The 21,448-nt window shown below is 63.3% G+C and carries 22 protein-coding genes and 1 tRNA gene; 19 read left to right on the top strand and 4 right to left on the bottom strand.

Annotated elements, in window-relative coordinates; all coding sequences use genetic code 11:
• Positions 1-12: 12 nt before the first annotated feature.
• Positions 13-441 carry a DUF3619 family protein gene (locus ACR9ZC_RS21975; protein ID WP_481581894.1) on the bottom strand — a complete coding sequence of 143 codons (429 nt, stop codon included), beginning with the start codon at positions 439-441 and terminating at the stop codon, positions 13-15.
• Entirely contained in the window at positions 438-1,001 is a 564-nt protein-coding gene (locus ACR9ZC_RS21970) for an RNA polymerase sigma factor (RefSeq protein WP_331569016.1), read from the bottom strand. Before ACR9ZC_RS21970 ends, ACR9ZC_RS21975 begins: the two co-directional genes overlap by 4 nt.
• Before the next feature lie 362 nt (positions 1,002-1,363).
• Between ACR9ZC_RS21970 and ACR9ZC_RS21965 the strand changes: the two genes are divergently transcribed.
• The 6 genes from ACR9ZC_RS21965 to ACR9ZC_RS21940 all read left to right on the top strand — a co-directional run bounded on the left by ACR9ZC_RS21965 (position 1,364) and on the right by ACR9ZC_RS21940 (position 8,403).
• Positions 1,364-3,127, top strand: coding sequence for an acetolactate synthase 3 catalytic subunit (locus ACR9ZC_RS21965; protein WP_481582738.1), 1,764 nt, complete (start codon positions 1,364-1,366; stop codon positions 3,125-3,127).
• A gap of 121 nt (positions 3,128-3,248) precedes the next feature.
• Positions 3,249-3,740, top strand: coding sequence for an acetolactate synthase small subunit (ilvN, locus tag ACR9ZC_RS21960; RefSeq protein ID WP_173256566.1), 492 nt, complete (start codon positions 3,249-3,251; stop codon positions 3,738-3,740).
• Positions 3,741-3,833: 93 nt separating this feature from the next.
• Positions 3,834-4,850 (top strand): ketol-acid reductoisomerase, encoded by a 1,017-nt coding sequence (ilvC, locus tag ACR9ZC_RS21955; RefSeq protein WP_481581893.1) that lies wholly within the window; start codon positions 3,834-3,836, stop codon positions 4,848-4,850.
• Between the two features lie 151 nt (positions 4,851-5,001).
• A complete protein-coding gene (locus ACR9ZC_RS21950; protein WP_481581892.1) occupies positions 5,002-5,640 on the top strand; it encodes a phosphatidylserine decarboxylase in 639 nt (212 codons plus the stop codon).
• A gap of 21 nt (positions 5,641-5,661) precedes the next feature.
• Positions 5,662-6,576 (top strand): CDP-diacylglycerol--serine O-phosphatidyltransferase, encoded by a 915-nt coding sequence (pssA, locus tag ACR9ZC_RS21945; RefSeq protein ID WP_331568948.1) that lies wholly within the window; start codon positions 5,662-5,664, stop codon positions 6,574-6,576.
• A gap of 276 nt (positions 6,577-6,852) precedes the next feature.
• Complete coding sequence (locus ACR9ZC_RS21940; RefSeq protein ID WP_331568946.1) at positions 6,853-8,403, top strand: 2-isopropylmalate synthase; 1,551 nt, start codon at positions 6,853-6,855, stop codon at positions 8,401-8,403.
• 90 nt (positions 8,404-8,493) lie between these two features.
• Here the strand turns inward: ACR9ZC_RS21940 and ACR9ZC_RS21935 are convergent, their stop codons facing one another.
• Positions 8,494-8,865: a hypothetical protein gene (locus tag ACR9ZC_RS21935; RefSeq protein WP_331568944.1), complete on the bottom strand. Its 372-nt coding sequence runs from the start codon at positions 8,863-8,865 to the stop codon at positions 8,494-8,496.
• Between the two features lie 100 nt (positions 8,866-8,965).
• Entirely contained in the window at positions 8,966-9,466 is a 501-nt protein-coding gene (locus tag ACR9ZC_RS21930) for a hypothetical protein (RefSeq protein WP_481582737.1), read from the bottom strand.
• 189 nt (positions 9,467-9,655) lie between these two features.
• Here ACR9ZC_RS21930 and ACR9ZC_RS21925 point away from each other — a divergent pair, with 189 nt between their 5' ends.
• The 13 genes from ACR9ZC_RS21925 (at position 9,656) to nuoF (ending at position 21,447) form a co-directional block, all read left to right on the top strand.
• Entirely contained in the window at positions 9,656-10,963 is a 1,308-nt protein-coding gene (locus ACR9ZC_RS21925; RefSeq protein ID WP_481581891.1) for a branched-chain amino acid ABC transporter substrate-binding protein, read from the top strand.
• A gap of 143 nt (positions 10,964-11,106) precedes the next feature.
• Positions 11,107-11,376, top strand: coding sequence for a 30S ribosomal protein S15 (rpsO, locus tag ACR9ZC_RS21920; protein ID WP_173256573.1), 270 nt, complete (start codon positions 11,107-11,109; stop codon positions 11,374-11,376).
• Positions 11,377-11,665: 289 nt separating this feature from the next.
• Positions 11,666-13,816, top strand: coding sequence for a polyribonucleotide nucleotidyltransferase (gene pnp, locus ACR9ZC_RS21915; RefSeq protein ID WP_331568940.1), 2,151 nt, complete (start codon positions 11,666-11,668; stop codon positions 13,814-13,816).
• Between the two features lie 185 nt (positions 13,817-14,001).
• A complete protein-coding gene (locus tag ACR9ZC_RS21910) occupies positions 14,002-15,018 on the top strand; it encodes an NAD(P)H-quinone oxidoreductase (protein ID WP_481581890.1) in 1,017 nt (338 codons plus the stop codon).
• A gap of 95 nt (positions 15,019-15,113) precedes the next feature.
• Positions 15,114-15,896, top strand: a complete 783-nt coding sequence (tpiA, locus tag ACR9ZC_RS21905) for a triose-phosphate isomerase (protein ID WP_481581889.1) — start codon at positions 15,114-15,116, stop codon at positions 15,894-15,896.
• 66 nt (positions 15,897-15,962) lie between these two features.
• Positions 15,963-16,328: a preprotein translocase subunit SecG gene (secG, locus tag ACR9ZC_RS21900; RefSeq protein ID WP_481581888.1), complete on the top strand. Its 366-nt coding sequence runs from the start codon at positions 15,963-15,965 to the stop codon at positions 16,326-16,328.
• Positions 16,329-16,451: 123 nt separating this feature from the next.
• A tRNA-Leu gene (locus ACR9ZC_RS21895) sits at positions 16,452-16,536 on the top strand.
• A 156-nt stretch (positions 16,537-16,692) separates the two neighbouring features.
• Positions 16,693-17,052 (top strand): NADH-quinone oxidoreductase subunit A, encoded by a 360-nt coding sequence (locus ACR9ZC_RS21890; protein ID WP_440560637.1) that lies wholly within the window; start codon positions 16,693-16,695, stop codon positions 17,050-17,052.
• A 65-nt stretch (positions 17,053-17,117) separates the two neighbouring features.
• Positions 17,118-17,597 carry a NuoB/complex I 20 kDa subunit family protein gene (locus ACR9ZC_RS21885; RefSeq protein ID WP_027819582.1) on the top strand — a complete coding sequence of 160 codons (480 nt, stop codon included), beginning with the start codon at positions 17,118-17,120 and terminating at the stop codon, positions 17,595-17,597.
• A gap of 19 nt (positions 17,598-17,616) precedes the next feature.
• Positions 17,617-18,219 (top strand): NADH-quinone oxidoreductase subunit C, encoded by a 603-nt coding sequence (locus ACR9ZC_RS21880; RefSeq protein WP_331568930.1) that lies wholly within the window; start codon positions 17,617-17,619, stop codon positions 18,217-18,219.
• 9 nt (positions 18,220-18,228) lie between these two features.
• Entirely contained in the window at positions 18,229-19,482 is a 1,254-nt protein-coding gene (locus tag ACR9ZC_RS21875) for an NADH-quinone oxidoreductase subunit D (RefSeq protein WP_331568928.1), read from the top strand.
• A gap of 154 nt (positions 19,483-19,636) precedes the next feature.
• Positions 19,637-20,122 (top strand): NADH-quinone oxidoreductase subunit NuoE, encoded by a 486-nt coding sequence (nuoE, locus tag ACR9ZC_RS21870; protein ID WP_440560636.1) that lies wholly within the window; start codon positions 19,637-19,639, stop codon positions 20,120-20,122.
• Positions 20,119-21,447 carry an NADH-quinone oxidoreductase subunit NuoF gene (gene nuoF / locus ACR9ZC_RS21865; RefSeq protein ID WP_481581887.1) on the top strand — a complete coding sequence of 443 codons (1,329 nt, stop codon included), beginning with the start codon at positions 20,119-20,121 and terminating at the stop codon, positions 21,445-21,447. The genes nuoE and nuoF overlap by 4 nt, the downstream gene beginning before the upstream one ends.
• Position 21,448: the final 1 nt, after the last annotated feature.

The following is a 21,448-nucleotide window of genomic DNA, read 5'->3' as shown; positions in this document are numbered from 1 at the left end:
TGCACATGCCCGTCAACGTGCTCGCGAGAGATAGGCGTTGAAGCCGTGGTCGAGGTACGCATTGAGCGGAAGCTCGTCGTTCAACATGGCTGCGTCGATATCGGCGAGCTCGGCGGCGCGCTGCAGATTTTCCCAATAAGCGATGACGGCGACGCCGCCAACCAGTGCGAGGATCGGCAAAAGCCGCATGAAACGGCGCAGCGGCGGCACGCGTCGCTCCGCAGGGCTCGTACGTTGCGGGCCGAACGCCGGACCGCCCGCGGGGGCGAGCACGAACGCGCGGGCGACGGCGGCCTCGGGCTTTTTGCGACCGAGCGCGACACGCCGTGCGGCCGCGAGTTTGTTGACCGTCGTGGCGGGCAAGCTGGCCGCATTTTCGTCGAGCGCGCGACAGATTCTGTGCGCGAACTCGAATTCGTTGGTTTCGGGAGCGGAGCTCATAGCGTGATTCCTTTGGCCTTGAGCGCGGCCGCCAGTGTATGCGTCGCCCTCGAACAGTGCGTCTTCACACTGCCTTCGGAACAACCCATGGCGGCGGCGGTCTCGGCGACATCCATATCTTCCCAGTAACGCATGAGAAACGCTTCCCGTTGACGCGCCGGTAATTTTTGGATCTCCGCGTCGATGAGCGTGAGCACCTGATCGCGCTCGAGCTTCTCCTGGCTGCTCTCCGAACCGCTCGTGTGTTCCTGCCCTTCGATGGTCTCGAGCGGATCGAAATCGTCGTCGTCGGCATTGCCGAACGACGAAAAAAGGCTCACCCAGGTGTTCCGGACTTTCTGCCGACGAAAATGGTCGTGCGTTACGTTTTGGAGAATACGCTGAAACAGGAGCGTCAGCTCGGCAAGCGGTCTGTCGCCATATTTTTCGGCGAGCTTGATCATCGCGTCCTGCACGATGTCGAGGGCGGCATCGTCGTCGCGCACGGCGTAGACGGTCTGCTTGAACGCGCGTCTTTCGATGCTCGTCAGGAAGTCGGCGAGTTCCTTTTCTGATGCCATCCCGGGGGGCAGCGGCGCGAAGCGCGCGCACGCCGTGTAATCGATTGAAAAAAATATCGCGAAACCCGCGGATGCTAGCAAACTTTTCGGGGCCATGGGGCACTTATGCCCGTGCCACCTGGCCCCAAACGCACCTCCCGGGCCGCCTGGGCACTGCATGCCCCGTGCCTGGACTGCGATTTTTTGCTTGACCGCGTGCTCGGCAGCCGCTAAGGTTGCCGGTTCGCAACATAAGTGACTTGTCTTTTTGGGGCGGGCCCATGAAGTCCGCCAGTCAAACTGGACGCGCCGCTTGAACCCGAGCCACAAGCCCGGCAGAGAGCACCCGATCAATTTTTTGCCGAAAATTCGAAAGGTGAATGATGAACATGCCCAGCGCGGAATTCTCCACGTCGGATACCACTCCTTCCCATGAAGCCTCGTCGATAGGCGCCACCGTGCTCATGCGCGCGCTGGCAGACGAAGGCGTCGAAGTGCTCTGGGGTTATCCCGGCGGCGCAGTGCTCTACATCTACGACGAACTGTACAAGCAGGACAAGGTTCAACACGTGCTCGTGCGTCACGAGCAGGCCGCGGTCCACGCGGCGGACGGCTACGCGCGTTCGACCGGCAAGGTCGGCGTATGCCTCGTCACCTCGGGCCCCGGCGTGACCAATGCCGTCACCGGCATCGCCACGGCCTACATGGATTCGATCCCGCTCGTCATCATCAGCGGCCAGGTGCCCACGGCCGCGATCGGCCAGGACGCGTTCCAGGAGTGCGACACGGTCGGCATCACGCGTCCCTGCGTGAAGCACAACTTCCTCGTGAAAGACGTGCGCGAGCTCGCGGCCACGGTCAAGAAGGCGTTTTACATCGCGCGTACGGGGCGCCCCGGCCCTGTGTTGATCGATATCCCGAAAGACATCTCGAAAATGCCGTGCGAGTACGAGCCCGTGAAGAGCGTCTCGTTGCGCTCGTACAACCCGGTGACGAAGGGCCATTCGGGGCAGATTCGCAAGGCGGTCTCCCTGCTGCTGTCGGCCAAGCGCCCCTATATCTATACGGGCGGCGGCATCGTGCTGGCCGACGCGTCGCGCGAGCTCAACCAGTTCGTCGATCTGCTCGGCTACCCGGTCACGAACACGCTGATGGGCCTCGGCGCCTATCGCGCGAGCGACAGGAAGTTCCTCGGCATGCTCGGCATGCATGGGACGTACGAAGCCAACATGGCGATGCAGAACTGCGACGTGCTGATCGCAATCGGCGCGCGGTTCGACGATCGCGTGATCGGCGATCCGCAGCATTTCTCGTCGCGTCCACGCAAGATCATCCACGTCGACATCGACCCGTCGTCGATCAGCAAGCGGGTGAAAGTCGACATCCCGATCGTCGGAGACGTGAAAGAAGTGCTCAAGGAGCTCATCGAGCAGCTCCAGCACGCGGAGCACGGGCCCGATACGGAGGCCCTCGCGCAGTGGTGGAAAGAGATCGAGGCCTGGCGCGAGAAGAACTGCCTCAAGTACGACCACGCGAGCACGATCATCAAGCCGCAGTACGTCGTCGAAAAGCTGTGGGAGTTGACGGACGGCAACGCATTCGTTTGCTCGGACGTCGGTCAGCATCAGATGTGGGCCGCGCAGTTCTATCGCTTCGACAAGCCGCGCCGCTGGATCAACTCGGGCGGCCTCGGTACGATGGGCTTCGGGCTGCCGGCCGCGATGGGCGTCAAGATGGCGCACCCCGAGTCCGAGGTCGTCTGCATCACGGGCGAAGGGTCCATCCAGATGTGCATCCAGGAGCTGTCCACCTGTAAACAGTACGACACGCCCGTCAAGATCATTTCGCTCAACAACCGCTATCTGGGCATGGTCCGCCAGTGGCAGCAGATCGAATACAGCAAGCGCTATTCGCATTCCTATATGGACGCGCTGCCGGACTTCGTGAAACTGGCCGAAGCGTATGGCCATGTCGGCATTCGCGTCGAAAAAACGGCGGATGTCGAACCCGCGTTGAAGGAGGCGCTGCGTCTCAAGGATCGCACCGTGTTTCTAGATTTCCAGACCGATCCGACAGAAAACGTCTGGCCGATGGTTCAAGCCGGCAAGGGCATCACCGAGATGCTGCTCGGCGCCGAGGACCTCTAACGACGGCCGGTGCCGCGCGCGGCCCGCGTTCGTCCGCCCGCCTTCACGAAAGGCGCGAAGCGGCGAGCGGGAGCGGCGGCATCGCTTCGCATCGACATCTGGATAAAACGGGAAACACGACATGAGACACATCATCTCCGTCCTGCTGGAAAACGAACCGGGTGCGCTCTCGCGCATCGTCGGTCTTTTTTCGGCACGCGGCTACAACATTGAAACCTTGACGGTGGCGCCGACCGAGGATCGCTCGCTCTCGCGCCTGACCATCGTCTCCATTGGCTCGGACGACGTGATCGAACAGATCACGAAGCACTTGAACCGCCTGATCGAGGTGGTGAAGGTGGTCGACTTGACCGAAGGCGCCCACATCGAGCGCGAGCTGATGCTGATCAAGGTCCGCGCGGTCGGCAAGGAGCGTGAAGAAATGAAGCGGATGGCGGACATCTTCCGCGGCCGCATCATCGATGTGACCGAGAAGACCTATACGATCGAGCTGACAGGCGCGAGCGACAAGCTCGATGCCTTCATCGAGGCGCTCGACACGACGGTGATCCTCGAGACGGTCCGCACGGGCAGCTCGGGTATCGGCCGCGGCGAGCGGATACTGAAGGTCTGAGGCCGGTACGACCGGTGCCTTGCCTGCGAAACGCGAAGCCAGGGCACCGCCCAGCAGTTCATTGAATCGAATCGATTAAGCGAAGGAACGAACATGAAAGTTTTCTACGATAAAGACGCCGATCTCTCCCTCATCAAGGGCAAGGACATCACGATCATCGGCTACGGCTCGCAAGGCCATGCCCACGCGTTGAACCTCAAGGACAGCGGCGTGCGCGTGACGGTCGGCCTGCGCCGCGGCGGTGCATCGTGGAAGAAGGCCGAAGGCGCGGGCCTCGCGGTCAAGGAAGTGGCCGAAGCCGTGAAGGGCGCGGACGTCGTCATGATGCTGCTGCCCGACGAGCAGATCGCCGAGGTCTACAAGGCCGAAGTGCATGCGAACATCAAGGAAGGCGCAGCGCTCGCCTTCGCGCACGGCTTCAACGTGCATTACGGCCAGGTGATTCCGCGCGCCGATCTCGACGTGATCATGATCGCGCCGAAGGCCCCGGGCCACACCGTGCGCGGCACGTACTCGCAAGGCGGCGGCGTGCCCCACCTGATCGCGGTGGCGCAGGACAAGTCGGGCGCGGCGCGCGACATCGCGCTCTCGTACGCGGCGGCCAACGGCGGCGGACGCGCAGGCATCATCGAAACGAACTTCCGCGAAGAAACCGAGACGGACCTCTTCGGCGAGCAGGCCGTGCTCTGCGGCGGCACCGTCGAGCTCATCAAGGCCGGTTTCGAAACGCTGGTCGAGGCCGGTTACGCGCCCGAAATGGCCTACTTCGAGTGCCTGCACGAGCTGAAGCTGATCGTCGATCTGATCTACGAAGGCGGCATCGCCAACATGAACTACTCGATCTCGAACAACGCCGAATACGGCGAATACGTGACGGGGCCGCGCGTCGTCACCGAAGAGACGAAGAAGGTCATGAAGGACGTGCTCAAGGATATCCAGACGGGCGAGTACGCGAAGAGCTTCATCCTCGAAAACCGCGCCGGCGCGCCGACGCTGCAGTCGCGCCGCCGTCTGATGGCCGAGCACCAGATCGAGCAGGTCGGCGAGAAGCTGCGCGCGATGATGCCCTGGATCGCGAAGAACAAGCTCGTCGACCAGTCGAAGAACTGATTTTCGCGCGTCAATGGCGGGCCTCGCTCGGCGAGAGCGCTGAAAAAGGTCCGCTCGCGAAAGGAATGTGCAATACCTGAGGCCGTCCCGCGCGTCGTGCGCCGGACGGCTTTTGCTATCCTATGGTTTTACAAAAAGACTGAAACGATCCATGAATTACCCTCATCCGATCATCGCGCGCGAAGGCTGGCCATTCATCGCGATTGCCGCTGTCCTCGCGCTCGTGATCCATGCGATCGCGGGGTTCGGCGTGGCGTGGCTCTTCTGGCTGCTGCTCGTCTTCGTCGTGCAATTCTTCCGCGATCCGCCGCGCTCGATTCCGAGCGAGCCGAACGCGGTGCTGTGCCCGGCCGATGGCCGCATCGTCGCAGTCGAGACTACGCTCGATCCCTACGCCGGTCGCGAAGCGCTCAAAATCAGCGTGTTCATGAACGTCTTCAATGTGCATTCGCAACGCTCGCCCGTTGACGGCGCCATCACGAAGGTCGAGTACTTTCCGGGTGCCTACCTGAATGCAGCCGTCGATAAAGCCTCGCTCGAAAACGAACGCAATGCGGTCGTCATCGAGACAGGCAGCGGCCATACGGTGACCGCGGTGCAGATCGCCGGCCTCATCGCGCGGCGCATTCTCTGCTACGTGCGCGCAGGCGAGCCGCTCGCGCGGGGGCAGCGCTATGGCTTCATCCGCTTCGGTTCGCGCGTCGATGTCTATCTGCCGCTCGGCAGCCGCGCCCGTGTCTCGATCGGCGAGAAGGTGTATGCCTCCTCGACGATCCTCGCCGAGCTTTGAGCCTGGCTCGAGGAGAGTTCGATGGCCGCATTCAAACCGCGTCGCCCACGCGCCGGAAAATCGGCGCTGCCGCGGCCGTTTCGCCGTCATAAGATGTTTCCCGGGGAAGGCCAGCGGGACGGCTCCATGGGGGACGCCGGATCGGGCGGTGCCCCCGCGCCGGCCGAAAGGCGCCGCGCGGCACGCCAGCAGTTCCTGCGCAAGCGCGGCATCTATCTGCTGCCGAACGCGTTTACGACGGCCGCGCTTTTCTGCGGGTTCTTCGCCGTGGTACAGGCGATGAACGTGCGCTTCGAAATTGCGGCGATCGCCATTTTCGTCGCAATGGTGCTCGACGGCATGGACGGGCGCGTCGCGCGCATGACGCATACCCAAAGCGCCTTCGGCGAGCAGTTCGACAGCCTGTCCGACATGGTCTCGTTCGGCGTCGCGCCGGCGCTCGTCATGTACGAGTGGATTTTGAAAGATCTCGGGCGATGGGGATGGCTTGCCGCCTTCGTCTACTGTTCGGGCGCCGCGCTGCGGCTCGCGCGCTTCAATACGAATATCGGCGTGGTCGACAAGCGTTTCTTCCAGGGCTTGCCGAGCCCGGCCGCTGCCGCGCTGATCGCGGGCTTCGTCTGGCTCGCGACCGATAACCGGGTGCCGCTCAAGCTCGTGTGGCTGCCGTGGGTGGCATTCGGCCTCACGGTTTATGCCGGGGTGACGATGGTGTCCAATGCACCGTTTTACAGCGGCAAGGCGCTCGACGTGCGGCATCGCGTGCCGTTCGCGGCCATCTTGCTGGTCGTCATGGCGTTCGTGCTCGTTTCGTCCGATCCGCCCCTCATGCTGTTCGGCCTTTTCGTGCTTTACGGCCTTTCCGGCTACGCGTTCTGGGCCTATCTGTCACTGCGCCGCCGTGCCAATCCTGCCCGCTCGGCTCCGCACGACTGATCCGCTGCGGCGCCGCTCGGGGTTTTCCGCGCGGCGCCGGGCGATTGCACGTTTTTGCGAATGCCGTTATATTCGGCGACATGCCGAAATTCGCATTTCCCCTCCTGTCGTTTCTAGCCGGTGCGCCGCTATGCGGTCTCGCGCCTGCGCTCGCGCACCTATCGCGCTGACCGTTTTCGCCCCCGTCTGCCTCGTTCGTTGTTCGGCGTCGCCAGCGGTGGCCACGCCGCAATTCCCCTTATCGAACGCACCTATCATCGTCCCTGGAGACCCGAGATGGCAGACAAGCTGATTATTTTCGACACGACGTTGCGCGATGGCGAGCAATCGCCGGGCGCGTCGATGACGAAAGACGAAAAAATTCGCATCGCGAGGCAGCTCGAGCGGATGAAGGTCGATGTGATCGAGGCCGGTTTCGCGGCGAGTTCCAATGGCGATTTCGATGCCATCAATGCGATCGCCTCGATCATCAAGGAAAGCACGGTCTGCTCGCTCGCGCGTGCGAACGACAAGGACATCCAGCGGGCCGCCGATGCATTGCGTCCGGCCGAGCGTTTCCGTATTCATACGTTTATCGCGACTTCTCCGCTGCACATGGAGAAGAAGCTGCGCATGACGCCCGAACAGGTCTACGAACAGGCTCGGCTTGCCGTGCGCTTCGCGCGCAAATTCACGAACGATGTCGAGTTTTCGCCCGAAGACGGCAGCCGTTCCGATATGGACTTCCTGTGCCGCGTGCTCGAAGCGGTCATCGACGAGGGCGCGACCACGATCAATATCGCCGACACGGTCGGCTACGGCGTCCCCGAGCTCTACGGCAACCTCGTCAAGACGTTGCGCGAGCGCATTCCGAATTCGGACAAGGCCGTGTTCTCGGTGCATTGCCATAACGACCTCGGCATGGCCGTCGCGAACTCGCTCGCGGGCGTGAAGATCGGGGGCGCGCGTCAGGTCGAATGCACCATCAACGGCCTGGGCGAGCGTGCCGGCAATACTGCGCTGGAAGAAATCGTGATGGCCGTCAGGACGCGCAAAGACCACTTCGGTCTCGAACTCGGCATCGACGCGACGCAGATCGTGCCCGCATCGAAGCTCGTCTCGCAGATCACCGGCTTCGTCGTGCAACCGAACAAGGCGGTGGTGGGCGCCAATGCGTTCGCTCACGCATCCGGGATTCATCAGGACGGTGTGCTGAAGGCTCGCGATACGTACGAGATCATGCGCGCCGAGGATGTGGGCTGGTCGGCCAACAAGATCGTGCTGGGCAAGCTCTCGGGCCGCAACGCGTTCAAGCAGCGCCTGCAGGAACTGCACGTCACGCTCGACAGCGAAACCGAGGTCAACGCCGCGTTTTCGCGTTTCAAGGAACTCGCGGACCGCAAGGCCGAGATCTTCGACGAAGACATCATCGCGATCGTTTCCGAGGAATCGGCCGAAGCGCAGGAGCGGGAGCACTACAAGTTCGTCTCGCTTTCGCAGCGCTCGGAGACCGGCGAGCGGCCGCATGCGCGCATCGTGATATCGGTGGGCGGCAAGGAAGTCGTCGGCGAGGCTGACGGCAACGGTCCCGTCGACGCGACGCTCAATGCCATCGAAGCACAGGCCGCGAGCGGCTCGGAACTGTTGCTGTACTCGGTGAACGCCATTACGACGGGTACGCAGGCCCAAGGCGAGGTGACGGTGCGGCTCTCGAAGAGCGGGCGCATCGTGAACGGTGTCGGTACCGATCCCGATATCGTCGCGGCCTCGGCAAAGGCCTATATCTCGGCGCTCAACAAGCTCTATTCGGGAGCCGACAAGGTCAACCCGCAACGCCCCGAGCTTTGACGAAGACGCGCCGTGCAGCGGCGCGACTTCACGCAGCGATCGAAAGGCCTTCCCCGGAAGGCCTTTTTGCCGTTCAGCGTCCCGCGCGGCTCAGCCGTGCGCAGCCACAGTCGCGAGAATCAACAAAATGAAGGCCACCACCGCAATGACGGCGTGCACGATGACGATGGCCTTCGGCAGCGCCAGATGCTTCCAGTGGTAGCTCAGATTCATGAAGGCTCCGCCCGCGGCAGCCAGCACGAACAGGACAATGGCGGCGATCGCGAGGCCTGGCACGCCTACCGTCGCGGCGCCGTAGATGAGCAGAGTGAGGGCGGCGGCTGCGAGTGTGCCGTGCAGCATCGCCAGGGAAGTCGGAGGGTAGTCCTTGCCGGCGAAACGCATGCCGGCCATGACCACCCCGCCTACGGCCGCAATGGCAAAAAGCACCGTTGCAGTCAGGAGAATTCGGAACGGCTCCATCGACACCTCCCTGTGAGTGGGGATGCTTTTAGGGAGCAATCCGTGTGCCCAATGCAAACCTATCGCGCGTGCATGCCTCATGCCACCGCCTTGCGCCACATCACAGCCCGAAGCGGTGACGATCGGGATCGTGCAGCGGATCCGGGGTCTTTTGGGTGAGCCGCAAGATGCCGGCATCGTCGAAATAAAAGCTGTACATCATGTACCAGACATTGGCTTCCAGATAGCGATAGGTCCAGACCTCGCGCTTCATCAGCGGAAAGTACGAGGTCTCAACGGGCCGGCCGAAGTTGACGAGCACATCGCGCCGCGTCCATTGGCCGATCTGGGCCTTGTAGAACTCGCTCGGTTGCAGCACCTGCCGCAGGCTCTGGACCTTGCCCGTCGGGTCGACATCGGCCGCCATCGTGATTTCGCCCATCGGCTGGGTCGGCCACATCAGACGTTTGCCGCCGCCGGGCAGATCGTAGATTTCACGGGGCGGCCCGAAACGGGCGACGAGTGCCGACTGGTCCTCGCCGGGCTGGAAGTGCTCCCACGGCGGCACGCATCCGGCCAAGAGCACCGCGGCTGCCAGCGTGGCGTAAAGACGCATTCGCATCGACATGAAAATCCTCCGTTTGCCTCGCGTTTCGCCGGCAGTTCGTTGCATTGCGCCTTCGCGCATCCCAGCGGGGTTTTATCACGGGTTCGGCCACCGTGCATGGCGAGCGGTCCACGCTTGCGGCGCGGCGCCGCACGCCCTATGATCCGCGCTTCGAGCGATTCAGAGCAAGAGGAAGACATACCGATGATGCAATGGGCGGCCCGTGTGGCGGTGGCAATCGTGGCTGGGGCGTGGGCGTTGGCCGCGGCGGCGGCAGGTCCGGGCGGCGAGCCCGTCCGGCTGGCATTGATCGAGGGCATGTCCGGCCCATTCGCCGACGCGGGCGCGGCCGTGGAGCGCAATCTGCGCTTCGGCATCGAGCGGGTGAACCAGCGCGGCGGCGTGATGCTCGCCGACGGCGCCCATCCGCTCGAACTCGTCGTGCTGGACAGCCGCGGCAGTGTCGAGCAGGCGCTCGTCGAAGAGCGCGTCGCGGCGGACCGGCGCATTCCGTTCATTCTGCAAGGCAACAGCTCGGCCGTGGCTGCCGCGCTCATCGCGGCTATCGACAAGCACAACGCTCGCGAGCCGGACAACCGTCAATTGTTCCTCAACTACTCGGCCGACGATCCCGCATTGACGGAAGCCGGCTGCAGTTTCTGGCACTTTCGCTTCGATGCGCACGCGGGCATGCGCATGAACGCGCTGGCGACCGTCATCGCCGGGGACCGCGCGATCAGGAAGGTCTACCTGTTCAATCAGGACTACAGCTTCGGGCACGACGTGAGCGCGCTGGCTCGCGCCGCGCTCGGCGAAAAGCGCCCCGACATCGCCATCGTGGGCGACGAGTTCCACCCGATCGGCCGGATCAAGGATTTCACGCCCTATATCGCCAAGATCCGCGCGAGCGGCGCCGACGCCGTCATCACGGGCAATTGGGGCAACGATCTCACGCTGCTCGTGAAGGCGGCCCGGGAGCAGGGCTTCGCGGGCAAGTTCTATACGTTTTACGGCAACAGCCTGGGAGCACCGGCGGCGCTCGGCGATGCCGGAGTGAAGCGCGTGCTGGCGGTGGCCGATTGGCATCCGAACGCCGGCGCGTCGGCCCTGTTTCCGGATCGGGCGGCCGGGGCGAATCCTGCGGCCTCGGACGCTTACTACGCCGCTTTTCGAACGCGGTTCCCGGCCGCGCGGGACGACTACCCCGTCTTGCGCATGGAGATCATGATCGAAATGCTCGCCGCGGCGATTTCCCGCGCGCATACGACTCGGGCCGAAGACGTCGCCCGGGCGCTCGAGGGCATGGATTACGAAAACGGCTTTCAACACGTCACGATGCGGGCCGACGATCATCAGCTCATCCAGCCCCTTTATGTGATGGAGATGGACAAAGCCGGCACGCCGGGCGTTCGATTCGACAACGAGGGGTCGGGTTACGGCTTTCGCACGGTCCTGGCGCTGCCGCGCGCCCAGACGGTGCCGCCTGTCATGTGCAGGATGAAACGCCCTTGAGCCCCCATTACGGGCGGGTAGCCGCCACGACGGTCTGTGCTAGAATACGCGCTTCGTTTTTGTAGTACCGTTTCGTAGTAGTCCGATTACCCCACGGCACGGCCCTTCTTCCGTGACCGCTTGTTCGTAACAAAGGAAATCACATGTCTGTTGCTGATATCAACAAGTCCGAAGTCGTCGCGAAGTTCGCTCGCGGCGCGAATGACACGGGCTCGCCCGAAGTGCAGGTGGCGTTGCTGACCTCGCGCATCAACGAGTTGACGTCCCATTTCAAGTCGCACTCGAAGGATCACCACAGCCGGCGCGGCCTGCTGCGCATGGTGAGCCGCCGTCGCAAGCTGCTCGACTACCTGAAGAATAAAGACGCCGACCGTTACCGTTCGCTGATCGAGCAGCTGGGTCTGCGTAAGTAACCGGCAAACGTCGTTTTGTGCGAGATGCCTGTGTCAGGTTGCTGATGCAGGCATTTTGTTTTTGTGCCGCGACGGCGCGGATCGGCCGCGCGGCAAGTCGTCCCGAAGCGGGCGGAGCATTGTGTCATTCCAGTACGACGCACGCGTGATTCGCGAGCATGGCGCTGGAATGGCATAACACTTCTCTTCCCGCAGGTGTGTCGGCACGCTGGCGCGCCAGCTGCCCCTCGAACGAGCGGATTGCGGCTTGCGCGCTGAAGATGAACACAAAAAGTGAGAAGGAGTGACCATGTCCATATTCAATAAGGTCGTCAAGGAATTCAAGTGGGGGCAGCACAACGTTCGCCTCGAAACCGGTGAAGTTGCCCGTCAGGCCTCCGGCGCAGTCATCGTCGACATCGAAGACACCGTCGTTCTCGCCACCGTCGTCGGTGCGAAGACGGCCAAGCCCGGTCAGGACTTTTTCCCGCTGACGGTCGATTACATCGAAAAGACCTACTCGGCCGGCAAGATTCCGGGCGGATTCTTTCGCCGCGAAGGGCGCCCGTCCGAGCACGAGACGCTGACCTCGCGCCTGATCGACCGGCCGCTGCGTCCGCTCTTTCCCGAGGGCTTCTACAACGAAGTGCAGGTCGTCATCCACGTCCTGTCGGTGAATCCCGAGATCCCGGCGGATATTCCGGCCCTGATCGGCGCATCGGCCGCGCTTGCCGTGTCGGGACTGCCGTTCCACGGCCCCGTCGGCGCCGCGCGTGTGGCCTACATCGATAACCAGTACGTACTGAACCCGACGCGCTCGCAGACGAAGGAATCGCGCCTCGAACTCATCGTGGCCGGCACCGAGCGTGCCGTGCTGATGGTCGAGTCGGAAGCGGATCAACTGCCCGAAGACATCATGCTCGGTGCAGTCGTCTTCGGTCACGAGCAGATGCAAACGGCGATCGATGCCATTCACGAGCTCGTGCGCGAAGGCGGCAAGCCCGAGTGGGACTGGCAGCCGGCAGCCAGGGACGAGGCGCTGATCGCCCGCGTGACGGAACTCGCGCATGGCGAACTCGTCGCCGCCTATCAGCTGCGCAACAAGCAGGCGCGCTCGGCCAAGCTGAAGGAAATCTATGCCCAAACCGGCGTGAAGCTCGACGAGGAAGCGCTGGCGGCCGGCAAGATGCCGACCGACAAGACGGCCGTCGGCAACATCCTGTTCGACATCGAGGCAAAGATCGTCCGCAGCCAGATCCTCGACGGCGAGCCGCGCATCGACGGCCGCGACACGCGTACCGTTCGCCCGATCGAGATCCGCACGGGCGTGCTGCCGCGCACGCACGGCTCGGCGCTCTTCACGCGCGGGGAAACGCAGGCGCTCGTCGTTGCCACGCTCGGCACGCGGGGTGACGAACAGATCATCGACGCGCTCGAAGGCGAATACCGCGAGCGCTTCATGCTTCACTACAACATGCCTCCGTTCGCAACGGGCGAAACGGGGCGCGTGGGCTCGCCGAAGCGTCGCGAAATCGGTCACGGCCGCCTGGCCAAGCGTGCGCTCGTGGCGTGCCTGCCCACGGCCGAAGAGTTCGGCTATTCGATTCGCGTCGTCTCGGAAATCACCGAGTCGAACGGCTCGTCGTCGATGGCGTCCGTCTGCGGCGGCTGCCTGGCGCTGATGGATGCGGGCGTGCCGATGAAGGCGCACGTCGCCGGCATCGCGATGGGTCTGATCCTCGAAGGCAACAAGTTCGCCGTGCTGACGGACATCCTCGGTGACGAGGACCACCTCGGCGATATGGACTTCAAGGTGGCCGGCACGGCCGAAGGCGTGACCGCGCTGCAGATGGACATCAAGATCCAGGGCATCACGAAGGAAATCATGCAGGTCGCGCTCGCGCAGGCGAAAGAAGGGCGCATGCATATCCTCGGCAAGATGAAGGAAGCCGTGGCCGGTGCGAGCGACCAGCTCTCCGAATTCGCGCCGCGCATGATCACCGTCAAGATCAACCCCGAGAAGATTCGCGACGTGATCGGCAAGGGCGGCTCGGTGATCCGTGCCCTGACGGAAGAAACCGGCACCACGATCGACATCTCGGACGACGGCGTCGTCACGATCGCCAGCACGAGCAGCGAAGGCATGGCCGAAGCGAAGCGCCGCATCGAAGCGATCACGGTTGAGGTCGAGGTAGGCCAAGTCTACGAAGGCACGGTGCTCAAGCTCCTCGAGTTCGGCGCCATCGTCAACATCTTGCCGGGCAAGGACGGATTGCTGCACATTTCCGAGATCGCGAACGAGCGTATCAAGGACATCAAGGACTACCTCTCCGAAGGTCAGCAGGTGAAGGTCAAGGTCATCCAGACGGACGAGAAGGGACGCGTGCGCCTGTCGGCCAAGGCCTTGTTGAACGACGCCGCATCGGGCGCCGCTCAGCCCGAGTCCGCGCCGCAGCAGTAATGCGGTGACGGGCGCAAACGGCCGGCCGTGCTTCGCGCACGCCGGCCGTTTTTTTGCCGTGCTCCTCCCCGCGCGGGGCCGACCGGGATCGGCGCTTTGGCGCATACTTGGGGCCCAGCGGCGAAGGCGCACGATGCTTCTCGCATGTGCGCGATCGATGAAGATTTGAGCCAAGGGTGATGCGGATGAAAGCAATCGAAATTACCGAATTCGGCGGGCCGGAAGTCCTCGCGCTGGCCGAGCGGCCCATGCCGGAACCGAGAGCCGGCGAGGTGCTGCTCAAGGTCGCGGCCTCGGGCGTCAATCGGCCGGACGTCTTTCAGCGCAAGGGTGCTTACGCGCCGCCGCCGGGGGCATCGGACTTGCCGGGCCTCGAAGTCGCCGGCGAGATCGTCGGCGGCACGCTCGACGGGAAACACAATCCGTTCGGGCTCAAGATGGGCGATCGCGTCTGCGCGCTGCTCGCCGGGGGCGGCTACGCGCAGTACGTGGCCGTGCCGCTCGCACAGTGTCTGCCGGTGCCGGCCGGTCTCACCGATGTGGAAGCGGCCTCGCTGCCGGAGACGTTCTTCACGGTCTGGAGCAATGTCTTCGAGCGCGCGCAACTGGGTGCGGGCGAAGGGGGCGCGAACGAGACGCTGCTCGTGCAAGGCGGCTCGAGCGGCATCGGCGTGGCGGCGATCCAGATCGCCCACGCCGCGGGGTTCCGTGTCTTCGCAACCGCCGGCACTGCCGAAAAGTGCAAGGCATGCGAGGCGCTCGGCGCGGAGCGCGCGATCAACTACAAGTCCGAGGATTTCGTCGAAGTGGTGAAGTCGCTCACGAACGACCGGGGTGTCGACGTCATTCTCGACATGGTCGCGGGCGGTTACGTGCCGCGCGAGCTGTCGGCGCTGGCCGACGGCGGCCGTCTCGTCATCATCGCGCTGCTGGGCGGCGCCAAGGCCGAGCTCAACCTGGGCGAGGTGCTGCGCCGGCGGCTCACGATCACCGGGTCGACGTTGCGGGCACGGGCGGTGGACTTCAAGGCGCGCGTGGCGGCCGAGCTCAAAACGCACGTCTGGCCGCACCTGGAAGCGGGCCGGATCAAGCCCATCGTCTATCGTGTGCTGCCGGCGCATGAGGCGAAGGAGGCGCATGCGCTGATGGAAAGCGGCGAGCATATCGGCAAAATCGTGCTTGACTGGACGCTCACGGTTTGACCCGGTCCGCCCGCGCACAGTAAAATTGCGCGTTTTGCGTGCGCGGCAGCCGCGGCAGCGGCGGGTGGCACGATAGCCGAGGGGGCAGAACGGGCATGGCGAACGAGCGGGCGAAGCGGACAAAGTGGGTAGTCGGTAACTGGAAGATGCACGGGCGGCTCGCCGAAAACGAGGCGCTCTTGCGCGCGTTGCTGCAGGCGGGCTCCGTTACGGAGACGGTCCGCATCGGCGTATGCGTGCCAGCTCCGTATCTCGCGCAAACCGAAGCGCTGCTGCGCAGCGGGCCGCTGGCGTGGGGCGTGCAAGATATTTCGGCGTACACGCACGGCGCCTATACAGGCGAAACCGCGGCTGAAATGGCGGCCGAATTTGGTGCCACGCTTGCCATCGTCGGCCATTCCGAGCGCCGCGCTTATCACGGCGAAACGTCGGAGGTCGTCGCGCTCAAGGCGCAGCGCGCGCTGGCGGCGGGTCTGACGCCGATCGTCTGCGTGGGCGAAACGCTCCAGCAGCGAGAAACCGGCGCGACGCAAGCGGTTGTCGGGGCGCAGATCGATGCCGTGCTCGACACGCTTTCCGTGCAGGAGCTGGCGCGCATCGTCGTGGCCTACGAGCCCGTGTGGGCCATCGGGACAGGCAAGAGCGCCACGGTCGACGAAGCGCAGCAAGTCCACTCGTTCCTGCGTGCCCGCCTCGCGGCGAAAGATGCAGGCTTGGCGGACGTCACGCTGCTTTATGGCGGTAGCGTGAAGCCGGACAACGCGGAAGCCTTGTTCGGCCAGGCCGATATCGACGGCGGCCTCATCGGCGGCGCGTCGCTCAAGAGCCATGATTTTTTGGCGATCTGCATGGCGGCGAGCACGGCTCGCGCCGTGTGACGTGCGGATCGCTGCAGCACGGGGCGCCCGAGCGCCGCGTGTCAAACCATAACTTAGGTGGGTGTCATGCTGTTTTTCAAAACGTTGATCATCGTCGTGCAGCTGTTGTCGGCGCTCGGCATCATTGGCCTCGTCCTGCTTCAGCACGGCAAGGGCGCGGACATGGGTGCGGCATTCGGTAGCGGCGCATCGGGAAGCTTGTTCGGTGCGACGGGCTCTGCCAACTTCCTGTCACGAACGACGGCCGTTCTCGCGGCAGTGTTTTTCGTGACGACGCTCGCGTTGACGTACATCGGCTCGTACAAGTCGCGGCCCTCGGCAGGTGTCCTCGGTGCGATCCCGACGGTGAGTGCGCCCGCCTCGGCGGCGTCTGCAGCGGCGCCCGCGTCGGCGCCAGCACCGGCCGTGCCCGGTCAGACGGTACCGAAGTAATTTTTCGTTGGGCGACGCATTCGTGCGTTGAACAATTTTGATAGACGGGTTAGAATTTAAGTCTTGAAGCGATTCGCGGGTCTTCGAACAAGTTGTGCGAGTTTGTCCGGGATTGCAATTAGTGCCGACGTGGTGAAATTGGTAGACACGCTATCTTGAGGGGGTAGTGGCGAAAGCTGTGCGAGTTCGAGTCTCGCCGTCGGCACCAAAGTTATCCAATGCCAGCCGCATGCTTCGCTTCGGCTGGCATTGTCACTTCTGGGGTTTGCTTGCGGCATGCTTGCAATGCCATGACGAAGTGGTTTTCGATCGCGGATGCACCAGTTTCTCCGTGGCATTCAGAACCAACCGATAGAGGATAGTCTTGAACCTCGCAGCCTACTTCCCCGTTCTGTTATTCCTTCTCGTGGGCCTGGGTTTAGGCATTGCGCTTGTCAGCATTGGCAAGATCCTCGGTCCGAACAGGCCCGACAGTCAAAAGAATTCGCCTTACGAGTGCGGCTTCGAGGCATTCGAGGACGCGCGCATGAAGTTCGACGTGCGTTACTACCTCGTGGCCATCCTCTTCATCATTTTCGATCTCGAGACCGCGTTCCTGTTTCCGTGGGGCGTTGCCCTGCGCGACATCGGCTGGCCCGGCTTCATGGCGATGATGATTTTCCTGCTCGAACTCCTGCTGGGCTTTGCCTACATCTGGAGGAAGGGCGGACTCGATTGGGAGTGATGGGTTAATCGCCGGTGTCTCGCGGAGGGCCAAGCGCCGGTCGTTCCGCCTGGAGTGCAAAGCAAATGAGTATCGAAGGGGTCTTGAAGGAAGGGTTTGTCACCACCACGGCTGACAAGCTGATCAACTGGACGCGCACGGGCTCGCTCTGGCCCATGACGTTCGGTCTCGCATGTTGCGCGGTCGAGATGATGCATGCGGGCGCGGCCCGCTACGACCTCGACCGCTTCGGCGTGGTGTTCCGCCCGAGCCCGCGCCAGTCGGACGTCATGATCGTCGCCGGCACGCTGTGCAACAAGATGGCACCGGCGCTGCGCAAGGTGTACGACCAGATGGCCGAGCCGCGCTGGGTCATTTCGATGGGTTCGTGCGCGAACGGCGGCGGTTACTACCACTACTCGTATTCGGTTGTGCGGGGATGCGACCGCATCGTGCCCGTCGACGTCTACGTGCCCGGCTGTCCGCCGACCGCGGAGGCGTTGGTCTACGGCGTGATCCAGCTCCAAGCGAAGATCCGGCGTACCAGCACCATCGCCCGTCAATAAGCCTGAGGCTCCCCACAATATGGCAAGCAAACTCGAGACCCTCAAAGCGAACCTCGAGACGGCCTTCGGCGGCCGTCTTTCGAGCCTGACCGAATCGGTCGGCGAATTGACGATCGTCGTCAAGGCGGACGACTTCCTGGATATCGCGAAGCGTCTGCGCGACGACCGCGCGCTCGGGTTCGAGCAACTGATCGATCTGGCTGGCGTCGACTATCAGACCTATGGCGACGGCGCCTACGACGGCCCGCGCTTCGCGGCCGTGCTCCATCTGCTGTCGGTATCGAACAACTGGCGTCTTCGCGTGCGCGTGTTCGCCCCCGACGATGAAATGCCGATCGTCCCGTCCGTCGTCGACATCTGGAATTCGGCGAATTGGTACGAACGCGAGGCGTTCGACCTTTACGGTATCGTCTTCGAAGGCCATCCGGATCTGCGCCGCATTCTGACCGACTACGGTTTCATCGGACATCCGTTCCGCAAGGATTTCCCTGTCTCCGGTTACGTCGAGATGCGTTATGACCCGCAAGAGCAGCGCGTCGTCTATCAGCCGGTGACGATCGAGCCGCGCGAAATCACGCCGCGCGTGATCCGCGAGGATCGCTACGGCGGTATGAAACACTGAGAGAGCGCCATGGCAGAGATCAAGAACTACACGCTCAACTTCGGCCCGCAGCACCCGGCAGCGCACGGCGTGCTGCGCCTCGTGCTCGAGCTCGATGGCGAAGTCATCCAGCGCGCCGATCCGCATATCGGCCTGCTGCATCGCGCGACCGAAAAGCTCGCCGAGAGTAAGACCTTCATTCAATCCGTGCCCTACATGGACCGCCTCGACTATGTGTCGATGATGGTCAACGAGCACGGCTATGTGCTCGCGATCGAAAAGCTGCTCGGCATCGACGTGCCGATCCGCGCGAAATACATCCGGGTGCTGTTCGACGAAGTCACGCGCGTGCTGAACCACCTCATGTGGATCGGCGCGCACGCGCTCGACGTCGGCGCAATGGCCGTGTTCCTTTATGCGTTCCGTGAGCGTGAAGACCTGATGGACGTCTACGAGGCGGTCTCCGGCGCGCGCATGCATGCAGCGTATTATCGGCCCGGCGGCGTCTATCGCGATCTGCCTGACGCGATGCCGCAATACAAGGCGTCGAAGATTCGCAACGCGAAGGCGCTCGAACGGATGAACGAGGCGCGCCAAGGCTCGGTGCTCGATTTCATCGATGATTTCTTCACGCGCTTTCCGACCTGCGTCGACGAGTACGAAACGCTGCTCACCGACAATCGCATCTGGAAGCAGCGTCTCGTCGGTATCGGCGTCGTGAGTCCGGAGCGCGCGCTGCAGCTCGGCATGACGGGGCCGATGTTGCGCGGCTCGGGCATCGAATGGGATTTGCGCAAGAAGCAGCCGTACGAAGTTTATGACCAGATGGATTTCGATATCCCCGTTGGCGTGAACGGCGATTGCTACGACCGGTATCTGGTACGGGTCGAGGAAATGCGCCAGTCGACGCGCATCGCGAAGCAGTGCATCGAATGGCTGCGCAAGAATCCCGGCCCCGTGATGATCGACAATCATAAGATCGCGCCGCCTTCGCGCGTCGCGATGAAGTCGAACATGGAAGAGCTGATTCACCACTTCAAGCTCTTCACGGAAGGTTTCCATGTGCCCGAAGGCGAGGCGTATGCGGCCGTCGAGCACCCGAAGGGCGAGTTCGGCATCTACTTGATCTCGGACGGCGCGAACAAGCCGTACCGGCTCAAGATTCGCGCGCCGGGCTACGCGCATCTCGCAGCGCTCGACGAAATGGCGCGTGGCCATATGATCGCGGACGCTGTCACGATCATCGGTACGCAGGACATCGTGTTCGGCGAAATCGACCGCTGAGCGCCTGGCCGTATGTTGCGCGCCCCAGGCGGGGCGCCGCAGACGGCGAGCGCCGCAGGTCGCAAAGAACGCCGGGTCCGCCGCCACGGCTGGGCAAGCAGGAAACGGGTGGCGGGTTTTCGTTCGGTAGGTATTGAAAGAGTCGTGTCTGAAAATGATCTCAGCTGAAGGCCTGAAAGAAATCGATCGCGCGGTGGCGAAGTATCCCGCCGATCAGAAACAGTCCGCCGTGATGTCGGCGTTGGCCGTCGCTCAGGAAGAGCACGGCTGGCTCTCGCCCGAGCTCATGCAGTTCGTCGCGGACTACCTCGAGATGCCGGCCGTGGCCGTGCAGGAGGTGGCGACGTTCTACACCATGTACGAGACCTCTCCTGTCGGCAAGCACAAGATCACGCTTTGCACGAATCTGCCCTGCCAGCTCGGTCCCGATGGCGGTGCCGAGAGCGCGGCCGAGTACCTGAAGCAAAAGCTTGGCATCGACTTCGGCGAGACCACGCCCGACGGCAAGTTCACGCTCAAGGAAGGCGAGTGCATGGGCTCGTGCGGCGATGCCCCGGTACTGCTCGTGAACAACCACCGTATGTGCAGCTTCATGAGCCGCGAGAAGATCGACCAGCTGCTCGAGGAGCTTTCGAAATGACGTCATTGCACGATCGCCATATCAAACCGCTGATTCTCGCGGGCCTTAACGGCGAGAACTGGCACCTCGAAGACTACGTCGCGCGCGGCGGCTACAAGCAACTGCGCCGTATTCTCGAAGAGAAGATTCCGCCGGAGCAGGTCATTGCCGACGTGAAGGCGTCGGGCTTGCGCGGCCGCGGCGGTGCCGGCTTTCCGACCGGCCTCAAATGGAGCTTCATGCCGCGCCAGTTTCCGGGGCAGAAGTATCTCGTATGCAACTCGGACGAAGGCGAGCCCGGCACGTTCAAGGATCGCGACATCCTGCGCTGGAATCCGCATTCGCTGATCGAGGGAATGGCCATCGGCGCATACGCGATGGGCATCACGGTCGGCTACAACTACATTCACGGCGAGATCTGGGAAGTCTACAAGCGCTTCGAGGAGGCGCTCGACGAGGCTCGCCGCGCGGGCTTTCTGGGCGAGAACATCCTCGGCTCGGGTTTCTCGTTCGAGCTCTATGCGCATCACGGCTACGGCGCTTACATTTGCGGCGAAGAGACGGCGCTGCTCGAATCGCTCGAAGGCAAGAAGGGCCAGCCTCGCTTCAAGCCGCCGTTCCCGGCGAGCTTCGGCGTGTACGGTAAGCCCACGACGATCAACAACACCGAAACGTTCGCGGCCGTGCCGTTCCTGCTCGAGATCGGGCCGCAGGCCTATCTCGAACTGGGCAAGCCGAACAACGGCGGCACCAAGATCTTCTCCGTGTCGGGCGACGTCGAGCGTCCCGGCAACTATGAAGTGCCGCTCGGCACACCGTTCGCCACGCTCATGGAGCTGGCCGGCGGCATGCGCGGCGGCAGGAAGCTGAAGGCGGTCATTCCGGGCGGCTCGTCCGCTCCGGTCGTGCCGGGCGACCTCATGATGCAAACCGATCTCGACTACGATTCGATCGCCAAGGCCGGATCGATGCTGGGTTCGGGCGCCGTCATCGTCATGGACGAGACACGCTGCATGGTGCGCTCGCTGCTGCGCCTGTCGTACTTCTACTATGAAGAGTCGTGCGGCCAGTGCACGCCGTGCCGCGAAGGCACGGGCTGGCTGTGGCGCGTCGTCGACCGCATCGAGCACGGCCAAGGTCGCCAGGAAGACCTCGACCTGTTGAACTCGGTGGCGGAGAACATCATGGGCCGCACCATCTGCGCGCTGGGAGACGCCGCCGCGATGCCGGTGCGCGGCATGCTCAAGCACTACTGGGACGAATTCGCATATCACGTCGAGCACAAGCGCTGCCTGGTCGGGCCGCACGCGGGTGCGCCGGCGGCGGCTGACGCGGCGCTCGCTTGAC

The sequence above is a fragment of the Trinickia sp. HAY1-2D genome, from assembly GCF_056754935.1.
This window is presented reverse-complemented; position numbering and strand designations above follow the sequence as displayed.